The following is a 15,629-nucleotide window of genomic DNA, read 5'->3' on the forward strand; positions in this document are numbered from 1 at the left end:
TCCCGGCGCACCCCCCTCATCTGCTTCTGCCCCCCCTCGATACCACGGAAAACCCCCCGTTACCTATAACGCAACCGGGGGCTTTCCCGTGTGATCGAGGTGTCCTACGGGCGCAGTCCGCGCAGCAGCAGCTCCACGACCGCCTCGAACTCCGCTTCGATGGTGGGGCGCCGCCACTCCGCGGCATAGGCCGGGTCGTGGAAGTGGGCCGTCGCCATGAACAGCGCGCGGGCCGCGGCGCCGGGATCGGCGGCGGTGAACTCGCCGTCGCGGACGCCCTCTTCGACGATCGCGCGAACCTGGTCGACCAGCGCCTCGATGTGGTGGTCGACCACACCGCTGGCCTCGTCGATCAGCACCCCGTACGTCGCGAACAGCTCGGGGTCGTCGCCCGCCTTGTGCCGCTTGGCCTCGAAGAGGCCGGAGAACCAGGCGCGGAGCTTCTCCGCGGCCGGCCGGTCCGACGCCGCGATCAGCTCCGCGAGCGCGACCTCGGCGCGGGAGAGCCACCGCTCGGTGACCGCCTCGCGCAGCGCCGCCTTCGTGCGGAAGTGGCGGTAGACGCTGCCGTGGCTGACGCCGAGCACCCGGGCCACGTCCACGACCGTCGCCTTCGCCGGGCCGTAGCGCCGCAGGACCTCCTCGGTGGCTTCGAGGATGCGCTCGGCGGTCAGGGTCTCGGTGGCGGCCATGGAATGACAGTACCTGTCAGCCCGGACCGCTCAGTGCTCGCTGTCCAGGTGGGCCATCTGCGCCTGCGGGTAGCGCTCGCCGGCCGCCGCGCCGACGGGAACGGCCGCCTCGATCGCCGCGAGGTCGGCGGCGTCGAGCGTCACGTCCAGGGCGCCGAGGGCCTCCGCGAGCCGGTCCCGGCGGCGGGCGCCGATCAGCGGCACGATGTCGGCGCCGTGCCGGGGCCCCTGGGCCAGGACCCAGGCGATCGCGGTCTGCGCGACCGTCACGCCCTTGGCCTCGGCGAGGGCGCGCAGCCGGTCCACCAGGTCCAGGTTCCGGTGGAGGTTGTCGCCCTGGAAGCGGGGGGACATCCCGCGGAAGTCGCCCGGGGCGAGCTCGCGGTCACGGGTGAAGTGGCCGCTGATCAGGCCGCGCGACAGCACTCCGTACGCCGTGATGCCGATGCCCAGCTCGCGGGCGGTGGGCAGGATCTTCTCCTCGATGCCGCGGGAGATCAGGGAGTACTCGATCTGGAGGTCGGCGATCGGGGCGACGGCGGCCGCCCGGCGCAGGGTGTCCGCGCCGACCTCGGAGAGGCCGATGTGCCGGACGTGCCCGGCCTCGACCAGCTCGGCGATCGCGCCGACGGTCTCCTCGATCGGTACGTCGGGGTCCACCCGGGCGATCCGGTAGATGTCGATGTGGTCGGTGCCGAGACGCTGGAGGGAGTACGCCGCGAAGTTCTTCACCGCGGCGGGGCGGCCGTCGTACCCGGTGAAGCCGCCCTCGACCGTGCGCAGGGCGCCGAACTTCACGCTGGTCAGGGCCTTCTCGCGGGCGGCTGCGGGGGCCGTGCGCAGGGCCTCGTTGATCAGCAGCTCGTTGTGCCCCATCCCGTAGAAGTCGCCGGTGTCGAGCAGCGTGACCCCGGCGTCCAGGGCGGCGTGGACGGTCGCGATCGACTCGGCGCGGTCGCTCTCGCCGTACAGCGCGGACATGCCCATGCAGCCGAGGCCGAGTGCGGAGACCTGCGGGCCGGTGGTGCCGAGGGAGCGGGTGGGGAGGGTGCGGGTGGAGGTCATGAGGGTCTCCTCGGGAGGGAGTCGGAGCGTCGGGGGAGCGACGCAAGACAACTATGGCATGACGGCTGACAGATTTCAATGTTTGTCATTCACTCGCCAGGGTGGGAAATGGTGTGCCGAGGGGCGCGGAGGCAGGTAGCGTCTGCGGCATGTCTTCGTTCTTCCAGATCTACGAGTGAGAGCGAGGCGGGCCTCGACGCCCGCCCGCCGGACGATCCCCTCACCACTTCTCACCAATGGGAGAACCCCATGGCCAAGGGCCGGAACAACCTCCTCGGCGTCGGCGGACAGCGCAAGAAGCTGTCCCGCGGCGACCAGCAGGGCGCCGTGCAGAGCAGCAACGCCGACCGCAGGGCCGCGGTCGACCAGAAGCAGGAGCTGCTGAAGAAGATGCGCGAGCGCGCGATGGGCGGCGAAGGCGCCGACACGGCCGCCGAGACCACGGACGGCCAGGAGTAACCGCAGCCGGTACGACGACGTGGGGGGGGGGGGGCCGGCCCGGCGCGGGGCCCCCCGGCGGGGTGGCCGGCGGCGCGCGCCCCCCCGCCCCCCCCACCGGCAGCGCCGCGCCCCCGGCCCGCCCCCGCTCCCCCCCCCCCCGCCTCCTACCCTCCCTCTCGGGGGGGCCGCGCGCGGGGGGTACACGCCCCGCGCCCCCCCCCCCCCCACGTGCGTGTTCCCCTGGCTCGCGACCAGCTCGCGACCAGCTCGCGACTAGCGCACGACGCGCGGCAGGCGCAGGCTCAGCAGGATCGTCAGGACCACCGCCGCCAGCTGGACCAGGAGGGTCACGGTCAGCGCGGTGCCCATCGAGCCGGAGGCCGCGAGCGACAGGAACAGCGAGCCGAGCGTGGCCACGCCCAGGGCCAGGGCCGACTGCTGGGCGGTCACCATGACACCGCTGCCCACGCCCGCCCGGTCCGCCGGGACCTCGGAGAGGACGACCCGGAACAGGACCGGGAGCTGGAGGCCCTGTCCGAAGCCCGCGACGGCCATGCCCGGCAGGAGGCTCCAGGCCGACAGGTCCGGCCAGGAGCGCCAGGCCGTCAGGGCGAGCAGGCCGATCCCGAGGGCCTGAAGGAGGCCGCCCGCCGTGACGATCCGGGTGCCCCAGCGGCGTACCAGGCGCGGTCCCGCGAGCGAGGCCGCGAAGAAGGCCACCGCCATCGGGACCAGCGCCAGGCCCGAGACCACCGCGCCCATGCCGAGGCCCTGCTGGAGCGCGACCGCGATCACGAACATGAAGCCGCCGAAGCCGATCGAGAACGGCAGGACCAGGGCCAGGCCCCGGCGCAACGAGACGAGCCCCAGCAGGCTCGGCGGCACCAGCGGCGTACGACCCTGCCGGTCGGCCCGCAGCTCCACCCACCAGAAAGCCCCCGCGGCGAACGGGAAGATCCCGAGCGCGACCCAGGTCCACAGCGGCCAGCCGGACGCCCTCCCCTCTGTAAGAGGGGCCAGGAGCGTGAGCAGCGCGAGACCGAGGAGCAGGGTGCCCGGGACGTCCACCGGTGCCGGGCGCTCCGAGCGGGTCTCCGGGACGGTGCGGACGGCGAGGAGCAGCCCGGCCACCGCCACGGGCACGTTGACCAGGAAGATCGCCCGCCAGCCGCTGCCCGCGAGGTCGGCCGCGACGAGGATCCCGCCCAGGATCTGACCGGCGACCATGGCGAGCCCGGCGGTCGCTCCGTACAGGCTCAGCGCCTTCGCGCGCCGGGCACCCGTCGTCGAGGAGTGAATGGTCGCGAGGACCTGCGGGAGCATGAGCGCGGCCGAGGCACCCTGTGCCACGCGCGCCCCGACCAGGGTCCAGGCGTCCGGTGCGAGCCCGCACGCGAGCGAGGTCAGCCCGAAGGCCGCCATGCCCACGAGGAAGAGCCTGCGGCGGCCGAACAGGTCCCCGAGCCGCCCGCCGAGGACGAGCAGCACGGCGTAACTGAGTCCGTACCCGGCCACGACCAGCTCCAGCATGGCCGGGCCGGCCGCCAGGTCGTGGTCGATGGTCGGCAGGGCGACGTTGACGATGAAGAAGTCGATCAGCGGCAGCGCGGCGCCGAGGAGCACGGTGAACAGGCCGAGGGAGCCGAGGGCGGGCGTCGCGTGGTCGACGACGACGCCGGCCCCGCGGACGGGGGCGGTGGTGGAGGCGGTAGTACTCACGACATCGAAGATCCGCCTTTGCTCAGCCTGGTACCAGAGTCTCTTTATCCTGGTACAGGCAGTACCTGGCAATGGGCTGAGCGCCCCGGCACCCTGGGAGTATGACGACCATGGCGGTGGAGACGGCGACGAGCGGAACGACCATCGACGTCAGGCGGCACGAACTCGCCGCGTTCCTGCGCAGCCGCCGCGAGCGCATCACCCCCGAGCAGGTCGGTCTGCCCCGCGGCCGGCGGCGCCGTACCCCCGGGCTGCGCCGCGAGGAGGTCGCGCACCTCTCCGCCGTCGGCGTCACCTGGTACACCTGGCTGGAGCAGGCGCGGGACATCCATGTCTCGCCGCAGGTCCTCGACGCCCTCGCCCGGGCCCTGCTGCTCGACCCGACCGAGCGCACCCACCTCTTCGCCCTCGGCGGCGAGGCGGACCCGAACCCCGAGTCGCCCTGCCCGACCGTCACGCCCGCCCTGCGCGCGATGCTCGACCAGCTGGAGCCACTGCCCGCCTGCATCCAGAACAGCCGGTACGACATCCTCGCGTACAACCGCACGTACGGCAGGCTGCTCTGCGACCTCGACGCGCTGCCGCGCGAGGACCGCAACTGCATCTGGCTGGCCTTCACCAACGACGAATGGCGGGCCGCCGTCGCCGAGCTGCCGGACGTCACGCGCGCGATGGCGGGCAAGTTCCGGGCCTCGATGGCCGAGCACCTCGCCGAGCCCGCCTGGAAGGCGATGCTGCAGCGCCTGGAGGCGGCCTCGCCGGAGTTCCGGGAGATCTGGGCGCGCCACGAGGTGGTGGCCCAGGGCGGCCGCACCAAGATCATCCGCAATGCCCATGTCGGCCTCCTGCATCTGGAGCACACCAACCTGTGGCTCGGACCGACCTCCGGGCCGCGTCTGGTGACGTACGTCCCGGTGGACGAGGAGTCCCGGGCGGGCCTCGAACGCCTGCGTGACCTGGGTGGACGATCCGGTGGTCGCGCCGCGGAAAGTACGGCCGGCCAACAAACCCGCGGGGTGCGCGACAATGGCTGAATGACCGCGTTCTCTCCCCTCGCCATCGGGCCGCACATCGTGCAGCCGCCGGTGGTGCTCGCGCCGATGGCCGGCATCACCAACGCCCCGTTCCGCACCCTCTGCCGTGAGTACAGCGGCGGCAAGGGCCTGTTCGTGAGCGAGATGATCACGACGCGGGCGCTGGTCGAGCGCAACGAGAAGACGATGCAGCTCATCCGTTTCGACGAGAGCGAGAAGCCGCGGTCGATCCAGCTCTACGGCGTCGACCCCGTCACCGTCGGCAAGGCCGTGCGGATGATCGCGGACGAGGACCTGGCCGACCACATCGACCTGAACTTCGGCTGCCCGGTCCCCAAGGTCACCCGCAAGGGCGGCGGCTCGGCCCTGCCGTACAAGCGGCCGCTGCTGCGCGCGATCCTGAACGAGGCCGTGTCCAACGCGGGCGATCTGCCGGTCACGATGAAGATGCGCAAGGGCATCGACGACGACCACATCACCTTCCTGGACGCGGGCCGTATCGCGGTCGAGGAGGGCGTCACGGCGATCGCCCTGCACGGGCGGACGGCGGCGCAGCACTACGGCGGCACGGCGGACTGGGACGCGATCGCGCGGCTCAAGGAGCACGTGCCGGAGATCCCGGTGCTCGGCAACGGCGACATCTGGTCCGCGGACGACGCGCTGCGGATGATGCGCGAGACGGGCTGCGACGGCGTGGTCGTGGGGCGCGGCTGCCTGGGACGGCCGTGGCTCTTCGGCGATCTGGTGGCGGGCTTCGAGGGCACGGGTTCGTACGCCCAGCCGGGGCTGCGGGAGGTCGCGGACGCGATGGTGCGGCATGCGCGGCTGCTCGGCGAGTGGCTCGGGGACGAGTCGCGCGGTGTCATCGACTTCCGCAAGCACGTGGCCTGGTACCTGAAGGGCTTCTCGGTCGGTTCCGAGATGCGCAAGAAGCTGGCGATCACCTCGTCCCTGGACGAGCTGAGCGCTCAGTTGAGCGAGCTGGATCTGGACCAGCCGTGGCCGGTGGGCGCGGACGGCCCGCGGGGCCGTACGTCGGGCAACAACCGGGTGGTGCTGCCGGACGGCTGGCTGAAGGACCCGTACGACTGTGCGGGCATCAGCGAGGAGGCCGAGCTGGACACGTCCGGAGGGTGAAGTTCCGGCGATCCGGCGCCGTCCGGAGGGTGACCGCGGACGTCCGGATCGTGGGAAAAACGACGCTCGAACGGAGTGATTCGCGCCACCCTTGATAGGGGGCGTGCTCAGATGAGCGAATTACAAGGCGTTGCACTTCTGGAGGGGTGGCACTGGGTGCCACCCCTTCTACGTTCAAGAGTTGAACGCAGATGCTCGGGAAGTCGCTCATGTGAGCGCATTGGCCCTGCTTTGAGTCAAGTGGGCTTCGACGTTTGAAAGCGGAAGCTACTAGTCGGTTACTTTCGATGTGCTGGCGGACGGGTGGTTAAGACCACGTGACCGGTAGGCGTACCTCCCCAGGAGCCTTCGATCTGGGTATGTTCCTCGCCGTCAGGGCAGCCACCGAGTCCTCGAGGAGTCGAGACACGTGTCGGAAAACAAAGATCAGAAGTTCGTGTACGACTTCACCGAGGGCAACAGGGACCTGAAGGACCTGCTCGGTGGCAAGGGTGCGAACCTCGCCGAGATGACCAACCTCGGCCTCCCGGTTCCCCCCGGCTTCACGATCACCACCGAGGCGTGCAAGGTCTACCTCGACAGCGGCTCCGAGCCGGTCGAGCTCCGTGACGAGGTCAGCGCGCACCTCGACACCCTCGAGCAGCAGATGGGCAAGAAGCTCGGCCAGGCCGACGACCCGCTGCTCGTCTCCGTCCGCTCCGGCGCCAAGTTCTCCATGCCCGGCATGATGGACACGGTCCTGAACATCGGCCTCTCCGACAAGTCCGTCGAGGGCCTCACCGCCCAGGCCGGCGACGAGCGCTTCGCCTGGGACTCGTACCGCCGCCTCATCCAGATGTTCGGCAAGACCGTCCTCGGCGTCGACGGCGAGCTCTTCGAGGAGGCCCTCGACGAGGCCAAGACCGCCAAGAAGGTCACCGTCGACACCGACCTCGACGCCGGCGACCTGAAGAAGCTGGTCAAGCACTTCAAGAAGATCGTGAAGGCCGAGGCCGGCCGCGACTTCCCGCAGGACCCGCGCGAGCAGATGGACCTCGCCATCGAGGCGGTCTTCAACTCCTGGAACACCGACCGCGCGAAGCTGTACCGCCGCCAGGAGCGCATCCCCGGCGACCTCGGCACCGCGGTCAACATCTGCTCCATGGTCTTCGGCAACCTCGGCCCCGACTCCGGCACCGGTGTCGCCTTCACCCGCGACCCCGCCTCCGGCCACCAGGGCGTCTACGGCGACTACCTGCAGAACGCGCAGGGCGAGGACGTCGTCGCCGGTATCCGCAACACCGTGCCGCTGGCCGAGCTGGAGTCGATCGACAAGACGTCGTACGACCAGCTGATGCAGATCATGGAGACGCTGGAGACCCACTACAAGGATCTCTGCGACATCGAGTTCACCATCGAGCGCGGCCAGCTGTGGATGCTGCAGACCCGCGTCGGCAAGCGCACCGCCGGTGCCGCCTTCCGGATCGCCACCCAGCTCGTGGACCAGGGCCTGATCGACGAGGCCGAGGCGCTGCAGCGCGTCAACGGCGCGCAGCTCGCGCAGCTGATGTTCCCCAAGTTCGACGAGGACGCCAAGGTCGAGCAGGTCGGCCGCGGTATCGCCGCCTCCCCGGGCGCGGCCGTCGGCAAGGCCGTCTTCGACTCGTACACGGCCGTCAAGTGGTCGCGCTCCGGCGAGAAGGTCATCCTGATCCGCCGTGAGACCAACCCGGACGACCTGGACGGCATGATCGCCGCCGAGGGCATCCTGACCTCGCGCGGCGGCAAGACCTCGCACGCCGCCGTCGTCGCCCGCGGCATGGGCAAGACCTGTGTCTGCGGCGCCGAGGAGCTCGAGGTCGACACCAAGCGCCGCCGGATGACGACGGCCTCCGGTGTGGTCGTCGAGGAGGGCGACGTCGTCTCCATCGACGGCTCCACCGGCAAGGTCTACCTCGGTGAGGTACCCGTCGTACCGTCCCCGGTCGTCGAGTACTTCGAGGGCCGGATGCACGCCGGCGCCGACGACGCCGACGAGCTGGTCCAGGCCGTCCACCGGATCATGGCCTACGCGGACCGCGTCCGCCGGCTGCGCGTCCGCGCCAACGCCGACAACGCAGAGGACGCGCTCCGCGCCCGCCGCTTCGGTGCCCAGGGCATCGGCCTGTGCCGCACCGAGCACATGTTCCTCGGCGAGCGTCGCGAGATGGTCGAGAAGCTGATCCTCGCGGACACCGACGAGGAGCGTACGGAGGCCCTGGAGGCCCTGCTCCCGCAGCAGAAGCAGGACTTCGTCGAGCTCTTCGAGGCCATGGACGGCCTGCCCGTCACGGTCCGTCTGCTCGACCCGCCGCTGCACGAGTTCCTGCCTGACATCACCGAGCTGTCGGTGCGCGTCGCCCTCGCCGAGGCCCGCAAGGACCCGAACGAGAACGACCTGCGCCTGCTCCAGGCCGTGCACCGGCTGCACGAGCAGAACCCGATGCTGGGTCTGCGCGGCGTCCGGCTCGGCCTGGTCATCCCCGGCCTGTTCACCATGCAGGTCCGGGCGATCGCCGAGGCCGCGGCCCAGCGCATCGACGCCAAGGGCGACCCGCGCGCCGAGATCATGATCCCGCTCGTCGGCACCGTCCAGGAGCTGGAGATCGTCCGCGACGAGGCCGAGCAGGTCATCGCCGAGGTGCAGGCCAAGACCGGCGTCGAGCTGAAGCTCGCGCTCGGCACCATGATCGAGCTGCCGCGCGCCGCCGTGACCGCCGGTCAGATCGCCGAGGCCGCCGAGTTCTTCTCCTTCGGCACCAACGACCTCACCCAGACGGTGTGGGGCTTCTCCCGGGACGACGTGGAGGCCAGCTTCTTCACCGCGTACCTGGAGAAGGGCATCTTCGGAGTCTCGCCGTTCGAGACCATCGACAAGGACGGCGTCGGCGCGCTGGTCCGCAGCGCCGTCGAGTCCGGCCGCGCCACCCGCCCCGACATCAAGCTCGGCGTCTGCGGCGAGCACGGCGGCGACCCGGAGTCGGTGCACTTCTTCCACGAGGTCGGTCTCGACTACGTCTCCTGCTCGCCGTTCCGGATCCCGGTGGCGCGTCTGGAGGCCGGTCGCGCGGCCGCCGAGTCGAAGGGCTCGGACAGCCGCTGACCCCATCAAGGGGCGCCCACTGACCGGGCGTTCAGTAGCAAAGACCACCGGAACCGCCGCTCGTCCCCGACCCTCAAACCGATGGGCGGCGGTTCCGGTCAGCAAGAGAGACGGGCGGACACCTTGTGCGGAGGTGTCCGCCCCGTCGTATTTCGTCCGCCCCGGGGCCGCCCCGGGATGTTCGGCAAATGTGAGTTCATGTTCAATCGAGGCCGGTTGAATTATTGGCCGTTGAACTTTCCGCTTTGAACTTTCCTCGATTGGTCCCGCAAAGAACGGGACGGGCGCGGCCTCCGGATCCCCACCCGGTGACCGCGCCCATTACCCATGTCGGGCAGGTGAGCCGCAACCCTCGCCGACCGCCGCCGGACGCGTGAAGCCCCCCACGGTCTTCGCCACGCCACCTCGGTCCTGAAGGTTTCCTGCCCGACCCGCACAGCTTTTCGGTTCACCCCCGTTCGCCGCGATGCTTTTCAAGTGTGGCTGAAACACCCTGGTAACGTCCTGTGATGGCGTGCATACTCTTCGACGGGGGTGGTTGCGAGTGCACAGGTGGGGGTTCAATGCTGCGGATTCATTTCACCGCAAACGACTTGGCCGGCGTCCGGATGGCTGCCCGGCCCGACGTTCTGTGGGAAACGATTCTCAGTTTTCACCGTTTAAGGGACCGGCGCGGGTCGGTCGTCTACGGAGAATGGCGCTCTGACACCCGCACGCGCCTCAACGGGGAGACACGGCTCCTCGCGGCCCTCGTTCCCAGCCGCGGTTACTTCCCCGACTTCCTGACCCCGTCCCAGGGCGTGCATGGCCTCGACGAGGGCCTCCAGGCGATCCACGCGACCCCGCAGGCCCGGCTCCGGCGCGAGCTGTCCCTGCTGGGCGTCGACCGGGCCGGCGGGCGGACCGTGCCCCACTCGCTGCGCGCCCTCGCCGAGGGCGGTGCCGAACCGTTCAGCCGGCTCATCGGGGCGCTGCGCAGCTACCACCGGGCGGCGATCGCGCCGTACTGGCCCCACATCCGTGCCCGGGTCGAGGCCGACCGGGCGGTGCGCGGCCGGGCCCTGCTCGACGGCGGCGCGGACGAACTCCTCGCCTCGCTGCCGCCGATGCTCCGCTGGCGCGCGCCCGTCCTGGAGGCGGACTATCCCGTCGAGCGCGATCTGTACCTCGACGGCAGGGGCCTGCTGCTCCAGCCCTCGTACTTCTGCCGTGGCACGCCGGTCGTCCTGCGCGACCCGTCGCTGCCGCCGGTGCTCGTCTATCCGACGACCCACTGCGAGGCGCCGACCGTGCGGGAGCCGGGCGGCTCCTCCCTGGCCAAGCTGGTCGGCAACACCCGCTCCGCGGTCCTGCACGCCATCGGGGACGGGGGGACCACCAGCGAACTGGCCCGCAGGGCAGGGGTGTCGCTCGCCTCCGCCAGCCAGCACGCGGGCGTGCTGCGCGAGGCCGGTCTCGTGGCCACCCTGCGGCACGGCAACGCGGTCCTGCACACGCTCACGCCCTTGGGCGCCGCCCTGCTCGGCGGCGCCCAAAGAGTCGCGGGTCCCTCACGGGCCCCCGCCGAACGTGTCTACGCGCGGAACGGACCCGTCACCTCGTAGGTGATGCCGCCCGAGGAGCTGCCGCTCGTGCCGCGCTGGCTGGAGAAGTAGAGCCGGCTGCCGTCGGGGGAGAAGGCCGGTCCGGTGATCTCGGAGCCGGACTGGCCGCTGATCCGCAGGAACGGGGCGACGACGTCGTCCGGGGTGATGATGCAGATCTCCATGTTGCCCCCGTCCTCGGCGATGAACAGGTCGCCGGAGGAGGACCCGGTGACGTTGTCCACGCCGGTCAGCGGGGCGCCGCCGCCTACCACGAGCGAGTCGTCGTAGGCCAGCTCGTAGGTGTTGTTGGCCAGGTTGAGCTGCCAGAGGCGGTTGTCGCCCTTGGTGGTGAACCAGACGGTGTCGTTGGCGTAGTGGCAGCCCTCGCCGCCGTTGAACTTCTTCGAGCCGGACACCTGGCTGCGCGTGGCCGTCGGGGAGCCGTCCGGGTCCGGGACGTTCTGCCAGGTGAAGGAGCCGGAGGTGCCGCTTCCGGCCACCAGCACCTGGAGCGTGCCGGAGGAGAGGTTGCCCCAGGTGGTCGGGATGAAGCGGTAGAAGCAGCCGCTGGTCTCGTCCTCGGTCAGGTAGATCACCTGGCGGACGGGGTCGGCGGCGGCGGCCTCGTGCTTGAAGCGGCCCATCGCGTCACGGCGTACCGCCGCGTTCACGCCGTACGGGTCGGCCTCGTAGACGTAGCCGAGGCTGACCTCCTCACAGGAGAGCCAGGTGTTCCACGGGGTCTTGCCACCCGCGCAGTTCTGCCGGGTGTTGGACAGGATGCGGTACGCGCCGGTGATGGCACCGGTCGAGCCGAACTTGACCGCGCTCGCGCCGCCGCTCGGGTTGATCTCCGAGTTGGAGACGTAGATCCAGCCCGATCCGTTGGCGTAGCAGGCGCCGCCGTCGGGGGCGTTGTGCCAGGTGTACGAGGTGCCGGAGACCGTCTGACCCGACCGGGCGATGACCCGGCTGCTGAATCCGCTCGGCAGCAGGATGCCGTTGGCGTCGGCCGCGCCGAGGGCCCCGTAGGGGCCGGCGCCGGGCTGGGCGGGCGCCGCGTAGGCGGCCCCGCGCATCAGGGTGCCGCCGAAGGCGGCGGCCGAGGTGCCGATGACCGCTCCGCGCAGGAAACTGCGTCGCTCCACGTCTCACTCCAGAGTGGGTGGTGGTGACCGCCCCGCCGCACCGGTCGGCGGCGGGGTCGCGCGCTTTGGGAACCTAGGAGTACGGAGTTGGTACGGAGTTGACGGTGCAGCAACGGCCGATGAAGGGGAAGCGTCGGTCCGTATGTCCGTGCGGTCCGCGAAGGTCGCCGCATCCGCCGTCGCCACGGCCGGGGGCTCTCAGGCGAGGGACCCCGGGTCCTCCAGCAGCGTCTTGAGCTCGGCGAACCGCTCCCGCCAGAACTCCTTGTAGGCCGCCACCGCGTCCGCGTCCGGGAGCTTGGTGTGACCGAGCCCGATCCGGGTCTTCGCATCGCCCGACGGCGTCAGATAGACCTCGATCCGGCTCGTCGCGCCGTCCCAGTCGGCGGTGAGGGACTTGCCCGGCCGGTGGGTGCGGACCTCCAGCTCGCCGTCCGGGAGCCAGCGGCGGCGCAGCTCCTCGTCGGCGAAGGCGGCCGTGCAGCGGTCGGCCGGGGCGTTCACCGTCTTGCTCGCGCTGACCTGCCAGCCGCCCGTGGAGGACTGGCCGACCTCGCGCAGCCCGCGCTCCTGCTCGTAGCCGACGGTGATCGACTGGGCGTGCCAGCCGCTCACCCCCTCGGCCTCCACCAGATGGCGGGCGATCTCGGTGTGTCCGCGCTCGGTCGCGCCCCAGGCGTCGAGGAGGGCGAACCAGTCGGCCCATCCCTTGCCGGTCGCCCCGGCGAGGGCCTCGTCGGAGAGCTTCTCGGTGATCTTCTTGGCTGCGGGGCTCACGCTTCGACGCTAGCGTGGGCCGGGAGGGGCCGCCTCCGAAGCCCCTGGACGGCTCTCGGAAGATCTTCGAAAAAGATCGCCGCGTGGCGATGAGTTCCGCTCGGCCCCGCTGTCTTAACTCTCGAAAGCGACGCCACGGAGCGCCGGTACGGCGAACGGCGCGGACGAACCACAGGAGAGAGTGACCCACCATGACGCAGATGATCTTCGTGAACCTGCCCGTGAAGGACCTTGAGGCCACGAAGGCCTTCTGGACCAAGCTCGGCTACTCCTTCAACCCGCAGTTCAGCGACGAGAACACCGGGTGTCTGGTCATCAGCGACACCATCTTCGCGATGCTGCTGACCGAGCCCAAGTTCAAGGAGTTCACCGCGCCCGGCAAGGAGGTCTCCGACGCGACGAAGACGACCGAGGTGCTGATCACGTTGAGCGCCGAGAGCCGCGAGGCCGTCGACGAGCTGGCCGACGGGGCCCTCGCCGCCGGCGGATCGGCGGCGAAGGAGCCGCTGGACCACGGCTTCATGTACGGGCGGTCCTTCGCGGACCCGGACGGCCACCACTGGGAGGTCTTCTGGATGGACCCGGCGGCCGTCCAGGGCTGATGCCCCGCGGGTGTCAGGCCGAGACGCCGCCGTCGATGACCAGGTCGGTGCCGACGACCGAACCGGCGTCCTCCGAGGCGAGGTACAGCACCGCTGCCGCCACCTCGGATGCCGCCGAGATGCGGCCGAGCGGCGACTCGTCCTTCATCCGCACCTCCCGCTCGGCCTCGGTCTCACCGGGCCGCAGCGACATGGTCGACTCCGCGGCACCCGGGCTGACGGCGTTGATCCGGACGCCGTCGGCGATGTGGTCACGGGCGGCGGCGCGGGTGAGCGCGGAGACCGCCGCCTTGGAGACCTGGTAGCCGAAGACGCCCGGGATGCGGACGTGCGGGCCGAGGTTGGACGAGATGTTGACGATGGCGCCGCCGCCGTGGGCGCGCATATGGGCCACCTCGGCCTGGAGCGAGTGCAGGACGCCGGTGACGTTGGTGTCGAGCAGCGCCTGCCAGTCCTCCAGCGGGAAGTCGGCGGCCGAGGCGCCGCCCCGGAAGATGCCGGCGTTGTTCACCGCGACGTCGAGAGCGCCGAAGAGTTCGACCGTCCGGTGGACGAGGTGACGGACGTCCTCGGCCCGGGCCACATCGGCGGTGACGGCGGCCGCGGTGCCGCCGGCGGCCTCGATCAGGGACACGGTCTCGTCGAGGGGCGCCGCGTTGCGGCCCGAGACGACGACCTTCGCGCCCTCGGCGGCGAAGGCGAGCGCGATGGCCCGGCCGAGCCCGGTGCCGGCGCCGGTGACGAGGACGGTCTTGTGCGTGAAGCGTGTGGACATGGCTGTGCCAACTCCTTGTGAGAGAAACGAACTTCGTTATGTGGTGCGCGTGGTCAGGGCGGCCACGGCGGCCAGGGCGGCGAAGCCGACGGCCGTCGCGGCGAGCGACGAGGCGTCGCTCCCGAGGGTGAGCAGGACGGCGAAGAGGACGGTCGGGCCGAGCTCCATCGCCGTGTTGAGGACGCCGCCCGCGAGCCCCGCGCGGTGCGGCGGTACGCCGTCGGTGGCCAGGACCGCGGCCCCCGCGAACGAGGCGGCGGCGCCGGCCGGGAGCAGGAGCAGGCCGGGCAGCAGGCCGTAGACGTACGGGACGGTGGGGTCGAGCCCCGTCGCCGCGAGGAGCCCGAGCCCGCAGGCTCCCGTCGCGAGTCCGGCGGCGGTGACCCGGCCGGGGCCGTACCGCCCGATCAGCGGACCCGTGAGCCGTCCCGTGACGAGCAGGGCGGCGGCGAAGGGGACGAAGGCGGCCGAGGTGAGCAGCGCGGAGTGGCCGCGCTCCTGCTGGAGACCGAGCGAGAGCAGGACGAAGACGGTGGCCGTGCCCGCCGCGGTGAGCGCGATCGCGGCGAGGCCGATGCCGCGGCGGCGGTCGCGCAGGAAGTCCGGCGGCAGCAGCGGGTCCCGGGCCCGCCGCTCGACGGCCACGAAGGCGGCGAGGAGAACGAGTCCGGTGAGCAGCGGGGCCAGGACGGCCGCCGAGCTCCAGGGGTGGGCGTCGGTGCGGACGAGCCCGTAACTGCCCAGCGTGATACCGGCGGTGGCGAGCAGCGCACCGGGCAGGTCGAGCGTACGGCCGGGGCCGGGAGGGGTGCGGGGGAGGAGCCGGGGCCCGAGGGCGAGGGCGAGGACGGTCACGAGGACCGGCACCGCGAAGGCCCAACGCCAGTCGGTCAGGGCGGAGACGACTCCGGAGAGCAGATTGCCCGCGGTCGCGCCGAGGACGGAGAGGCCGCCCCAGGTCGCCATCGCCCGGCCATAGGCGGCGGGTTCGGGGAACAGCGCGCGCAGCACCGCCATCCCGGCGGGCGCGACGAGGGCCGCGCCGACGCCCTGCGCGAAGCGGGCCGCGAGGAGCGCCTCGTAGCCGGGGGCGAACGGGGCGAGGGCGGAGGCGACGCCGAACACGGCGAGGCCGAGGGGGAGGGCGCGGCTGCCGCCGTACCGGTCGGTGAGCCGTCCCCCGAAGAGCAGCAGCCCGGCGAAGCTCAGCCCGTAGGCGGCGCTGAGCAGGATCAACTCGGCGCGGTCCAGGGTGAATTCGGTGCCGATACGGGGTAGGGGCACGGCGATCGACGCGAGCGTGAAGATGAGCGTCACCTGCACGGACTCGAGCAGGGCGAAGCCCGTGGACGGAGCGGCCCTCCCGGGCGGCCCGGCGCCCCCGCCGGGCCGCCCGGCGCGGGGCGGTGGCCCCCCGGGGGGGTGTGGCCCCCCCGCTACCGGTGTGTGTGGGCCCCCCCCCCCCCCCCCCCCGGGGGGGGGGGGGGGGCCGCCCGGGCTCGGGGACCCCCCCGACCCCCCCCCGGAGATAC

13 protein-coding genes are annotated in these 15,629 nt (G+C 71.5%); 6 read left to right on the forward strand and 7 right to left on the reverse strand.

The window, feature by feature from the left end:
- Nucleotides 1-104: 104 nt before the first annotated feature.
- Both ACFVZW_RS13760 and ACFVZW_RS13765 read right to left on the reverse strand, forming a co-directional pair.
- Nucleotides 105-692 carry a TetR/AcrR family transcriptional regulator gene (locus ACFVZW_RS13760; protein ID WP_384520534.1) on the reverse strand — a complete coding sequence of 196 codons (588 nt, stop codon included), beginning with the start codon at nt 690-692 and terminating at the stop codon, nt 105-107.
- 30 nt (nt 693-722) lie between these two features.
- Nucleotides 723-1,757, reverse strand: coding sequence for an aldo/keto reductase (locus ACFVZW_RS13765; RefSeq protein ID WP_384520536.1), 1,035 nt, complete (start codon nt 1,755-1,757; stop codon nt 723-725).
- Nucleotides 1,758-2,006: 249 nt separating this feature from the next.
- On the opposite strand from ACFVZW_RS13765, the gene ACFVZW_RS13770 reads away from it, so the two are divergent.
- On the forward strand, nt 2,007-2,216 hold the full coding sequence (locus ACFVZW_RS13770; protein WP_384520537.1) for a DUF6243 family protein: 210 nt from the start codon (nt 2,007-2,009) through the stop codon (nt 2,214-2,216).
- A gap of 255 nt (nt 2,217-2,471) precedes the next feature.
- Here the strand turns inward: ACFVZW_RS13770 and ACFVZW_RS13775 are convergent, their stop codons facing one another.
- A complete protein-coding gene (locus ACFVZW_RS13775; protein WP_384520538.1) occupies nt 2,472-3,917 on the reverse strand; it encodes an MFS transporter in 1,446 nt (481 codons plus the stop codon).
- A 101-nt stretch (nt 3,918-4,018) separates the two neighbouring features.
- Between ACFVZW_RS13775 and ACFVZW_RS13780 the strand changes: the two genes are divergently transcribed.
- From ACFVZW_RS13780 to ACFVZW_RS13795, 4 genes are all read left to right on the forward strand, one after another.
- Nucleotides 4,019-4,951, forward strand: a complete 933-nt coding sequence (locus tag ACFVZW_RS13780) for a helix-turn-helix domain-containing protein (protein WP_384520539.1) — start codon at nt 4,019-4,021, stop codon at nt 4,949-4,951.
- Nucleotides 4,952-6,088: a tRNA dihydrouridine synthase DusB gene (gene dusB, locus ACFVZW_RS13785; protein WP_384520541.1), complete on the forward strand. Its 1,137-nt coding sequence runs from the start codon at nt 4,952-4,954 to the stop codon at nt 6,086-6,088. It abuts the gene before it with no gap.
- A 409-nt stretch (nt 6,089-6,497) separates the two neighbouring features.
- A complete protein-coding gene (ppdK, locus tag ACFVZW_RS13790) occupies nt 6,498-9,209 on the forward strand; it encodes a pyruvate, phosphate dikinase (RefSeq protein WP_384520543.1) in 2,712 nt (903 codons plus the stop codon).
- A 563-nt stretch (nt 9,210-9,772) separates the two neighbouring features.
- Entirely contained in the window at nt 9,773-10,813 is a 1,041-nt protein-coding gene (locus tag ACFVZW_RS13795) for an ArsR/SmtB family transcription factor (RefSeq protein WP_384520545.1), read from the forward strand.
- On the opposite strand, the gene ACFVZW_RS13800 is transcribed toward ACFVZW_RS13795, so the two are convergent.
- Nucleotides 10,783-11,943 carry an alkaline phosphatase PhoX gene (locus ACFVZW_RS13800; protein WP_384520547.1) on the reverse strand — a complete coding sequence of 387 codons (1,161 nt, stop codon included), beginning with the start codon at nt 11,941-11,943 and terminating at the stop codon, nt 10,783-10,785. The two genes, ACFVZW_RS13795 and ACFVZW_RS13800, sit on opposite strands and share 31 nt — an antisense overlap.
- Nucleotides 11,944-12,141: 198 nt before the next feature.
- A complete protein-coding gene (locus tag ACFVZW_RS13805) occupies nt 12,142-12,720 on the reverse strand; it encodes a hypothetical protein (protein WP_384520549.1) in 579 nt (192 codons plus the stop codon).
- Nucleotides 12,721-12,911: 191 nt separating this feature from the next.
- Between ACFVZW_RS13805 and ACFVZW_RS13810 the strand changes: the two genes are divergently transcribed.
- The gene (locus ACFVZW_RS13810) at nt 12,912-13,322 is read left to right on the forward strand and encodes a VOC family protein (protein WP_384520551.1); all 411 of its coding nucleotides are present in this window, start codon (nt 12,912-12,914) and stop codon (nt 13,320-13,322) included.
- Nucleotides 13,323-13,335: 13 nt separating this feature from the next.
- On the opposite strand, the gene ACFVZW_RS13815 is transcribed toward ACFVZW_RS13810, so the two are convergent.
- Both ACFVZW_RS13815 and ACFVZW_RS13820 read right to left on the reverse strand, forming a co-directional pair.
- Nucleotides 13,336-14,097 (reverse strand): SDR family NAD(P)-dependent oxidoreductase, encoded by a 762-nt coding sequence (locus tag ACFVZW_RS13815; protein WP_384520553.1) that lies wholly within the window; start codon nt 14,095-14,097, stop codon nt 13,336-13,338.
- Between the two features lie 36 nt (nt 14,098-14,133).
- Complete coding sequence (locus tag ACFVZW_RS13820) at nt 14,134-15,414, reverse strand: MFS transporter (RefSeq protein WP_384520555.1); 1,281 nt, start codon at nt 15,412-15,414, stop codon at nt 14,134-14,136.
- Nucleotides 15,415-15,629: the final 215 nt, after the last annotated feature.

This window comes from Streptomyces sp. NPDC059567 (assembly GCF_042735655.1).
GTDB lineage: Bacteria > Actinomycetota > Actinomycetes > Streptomycetales > Streptomycetaceae > Streptomyces.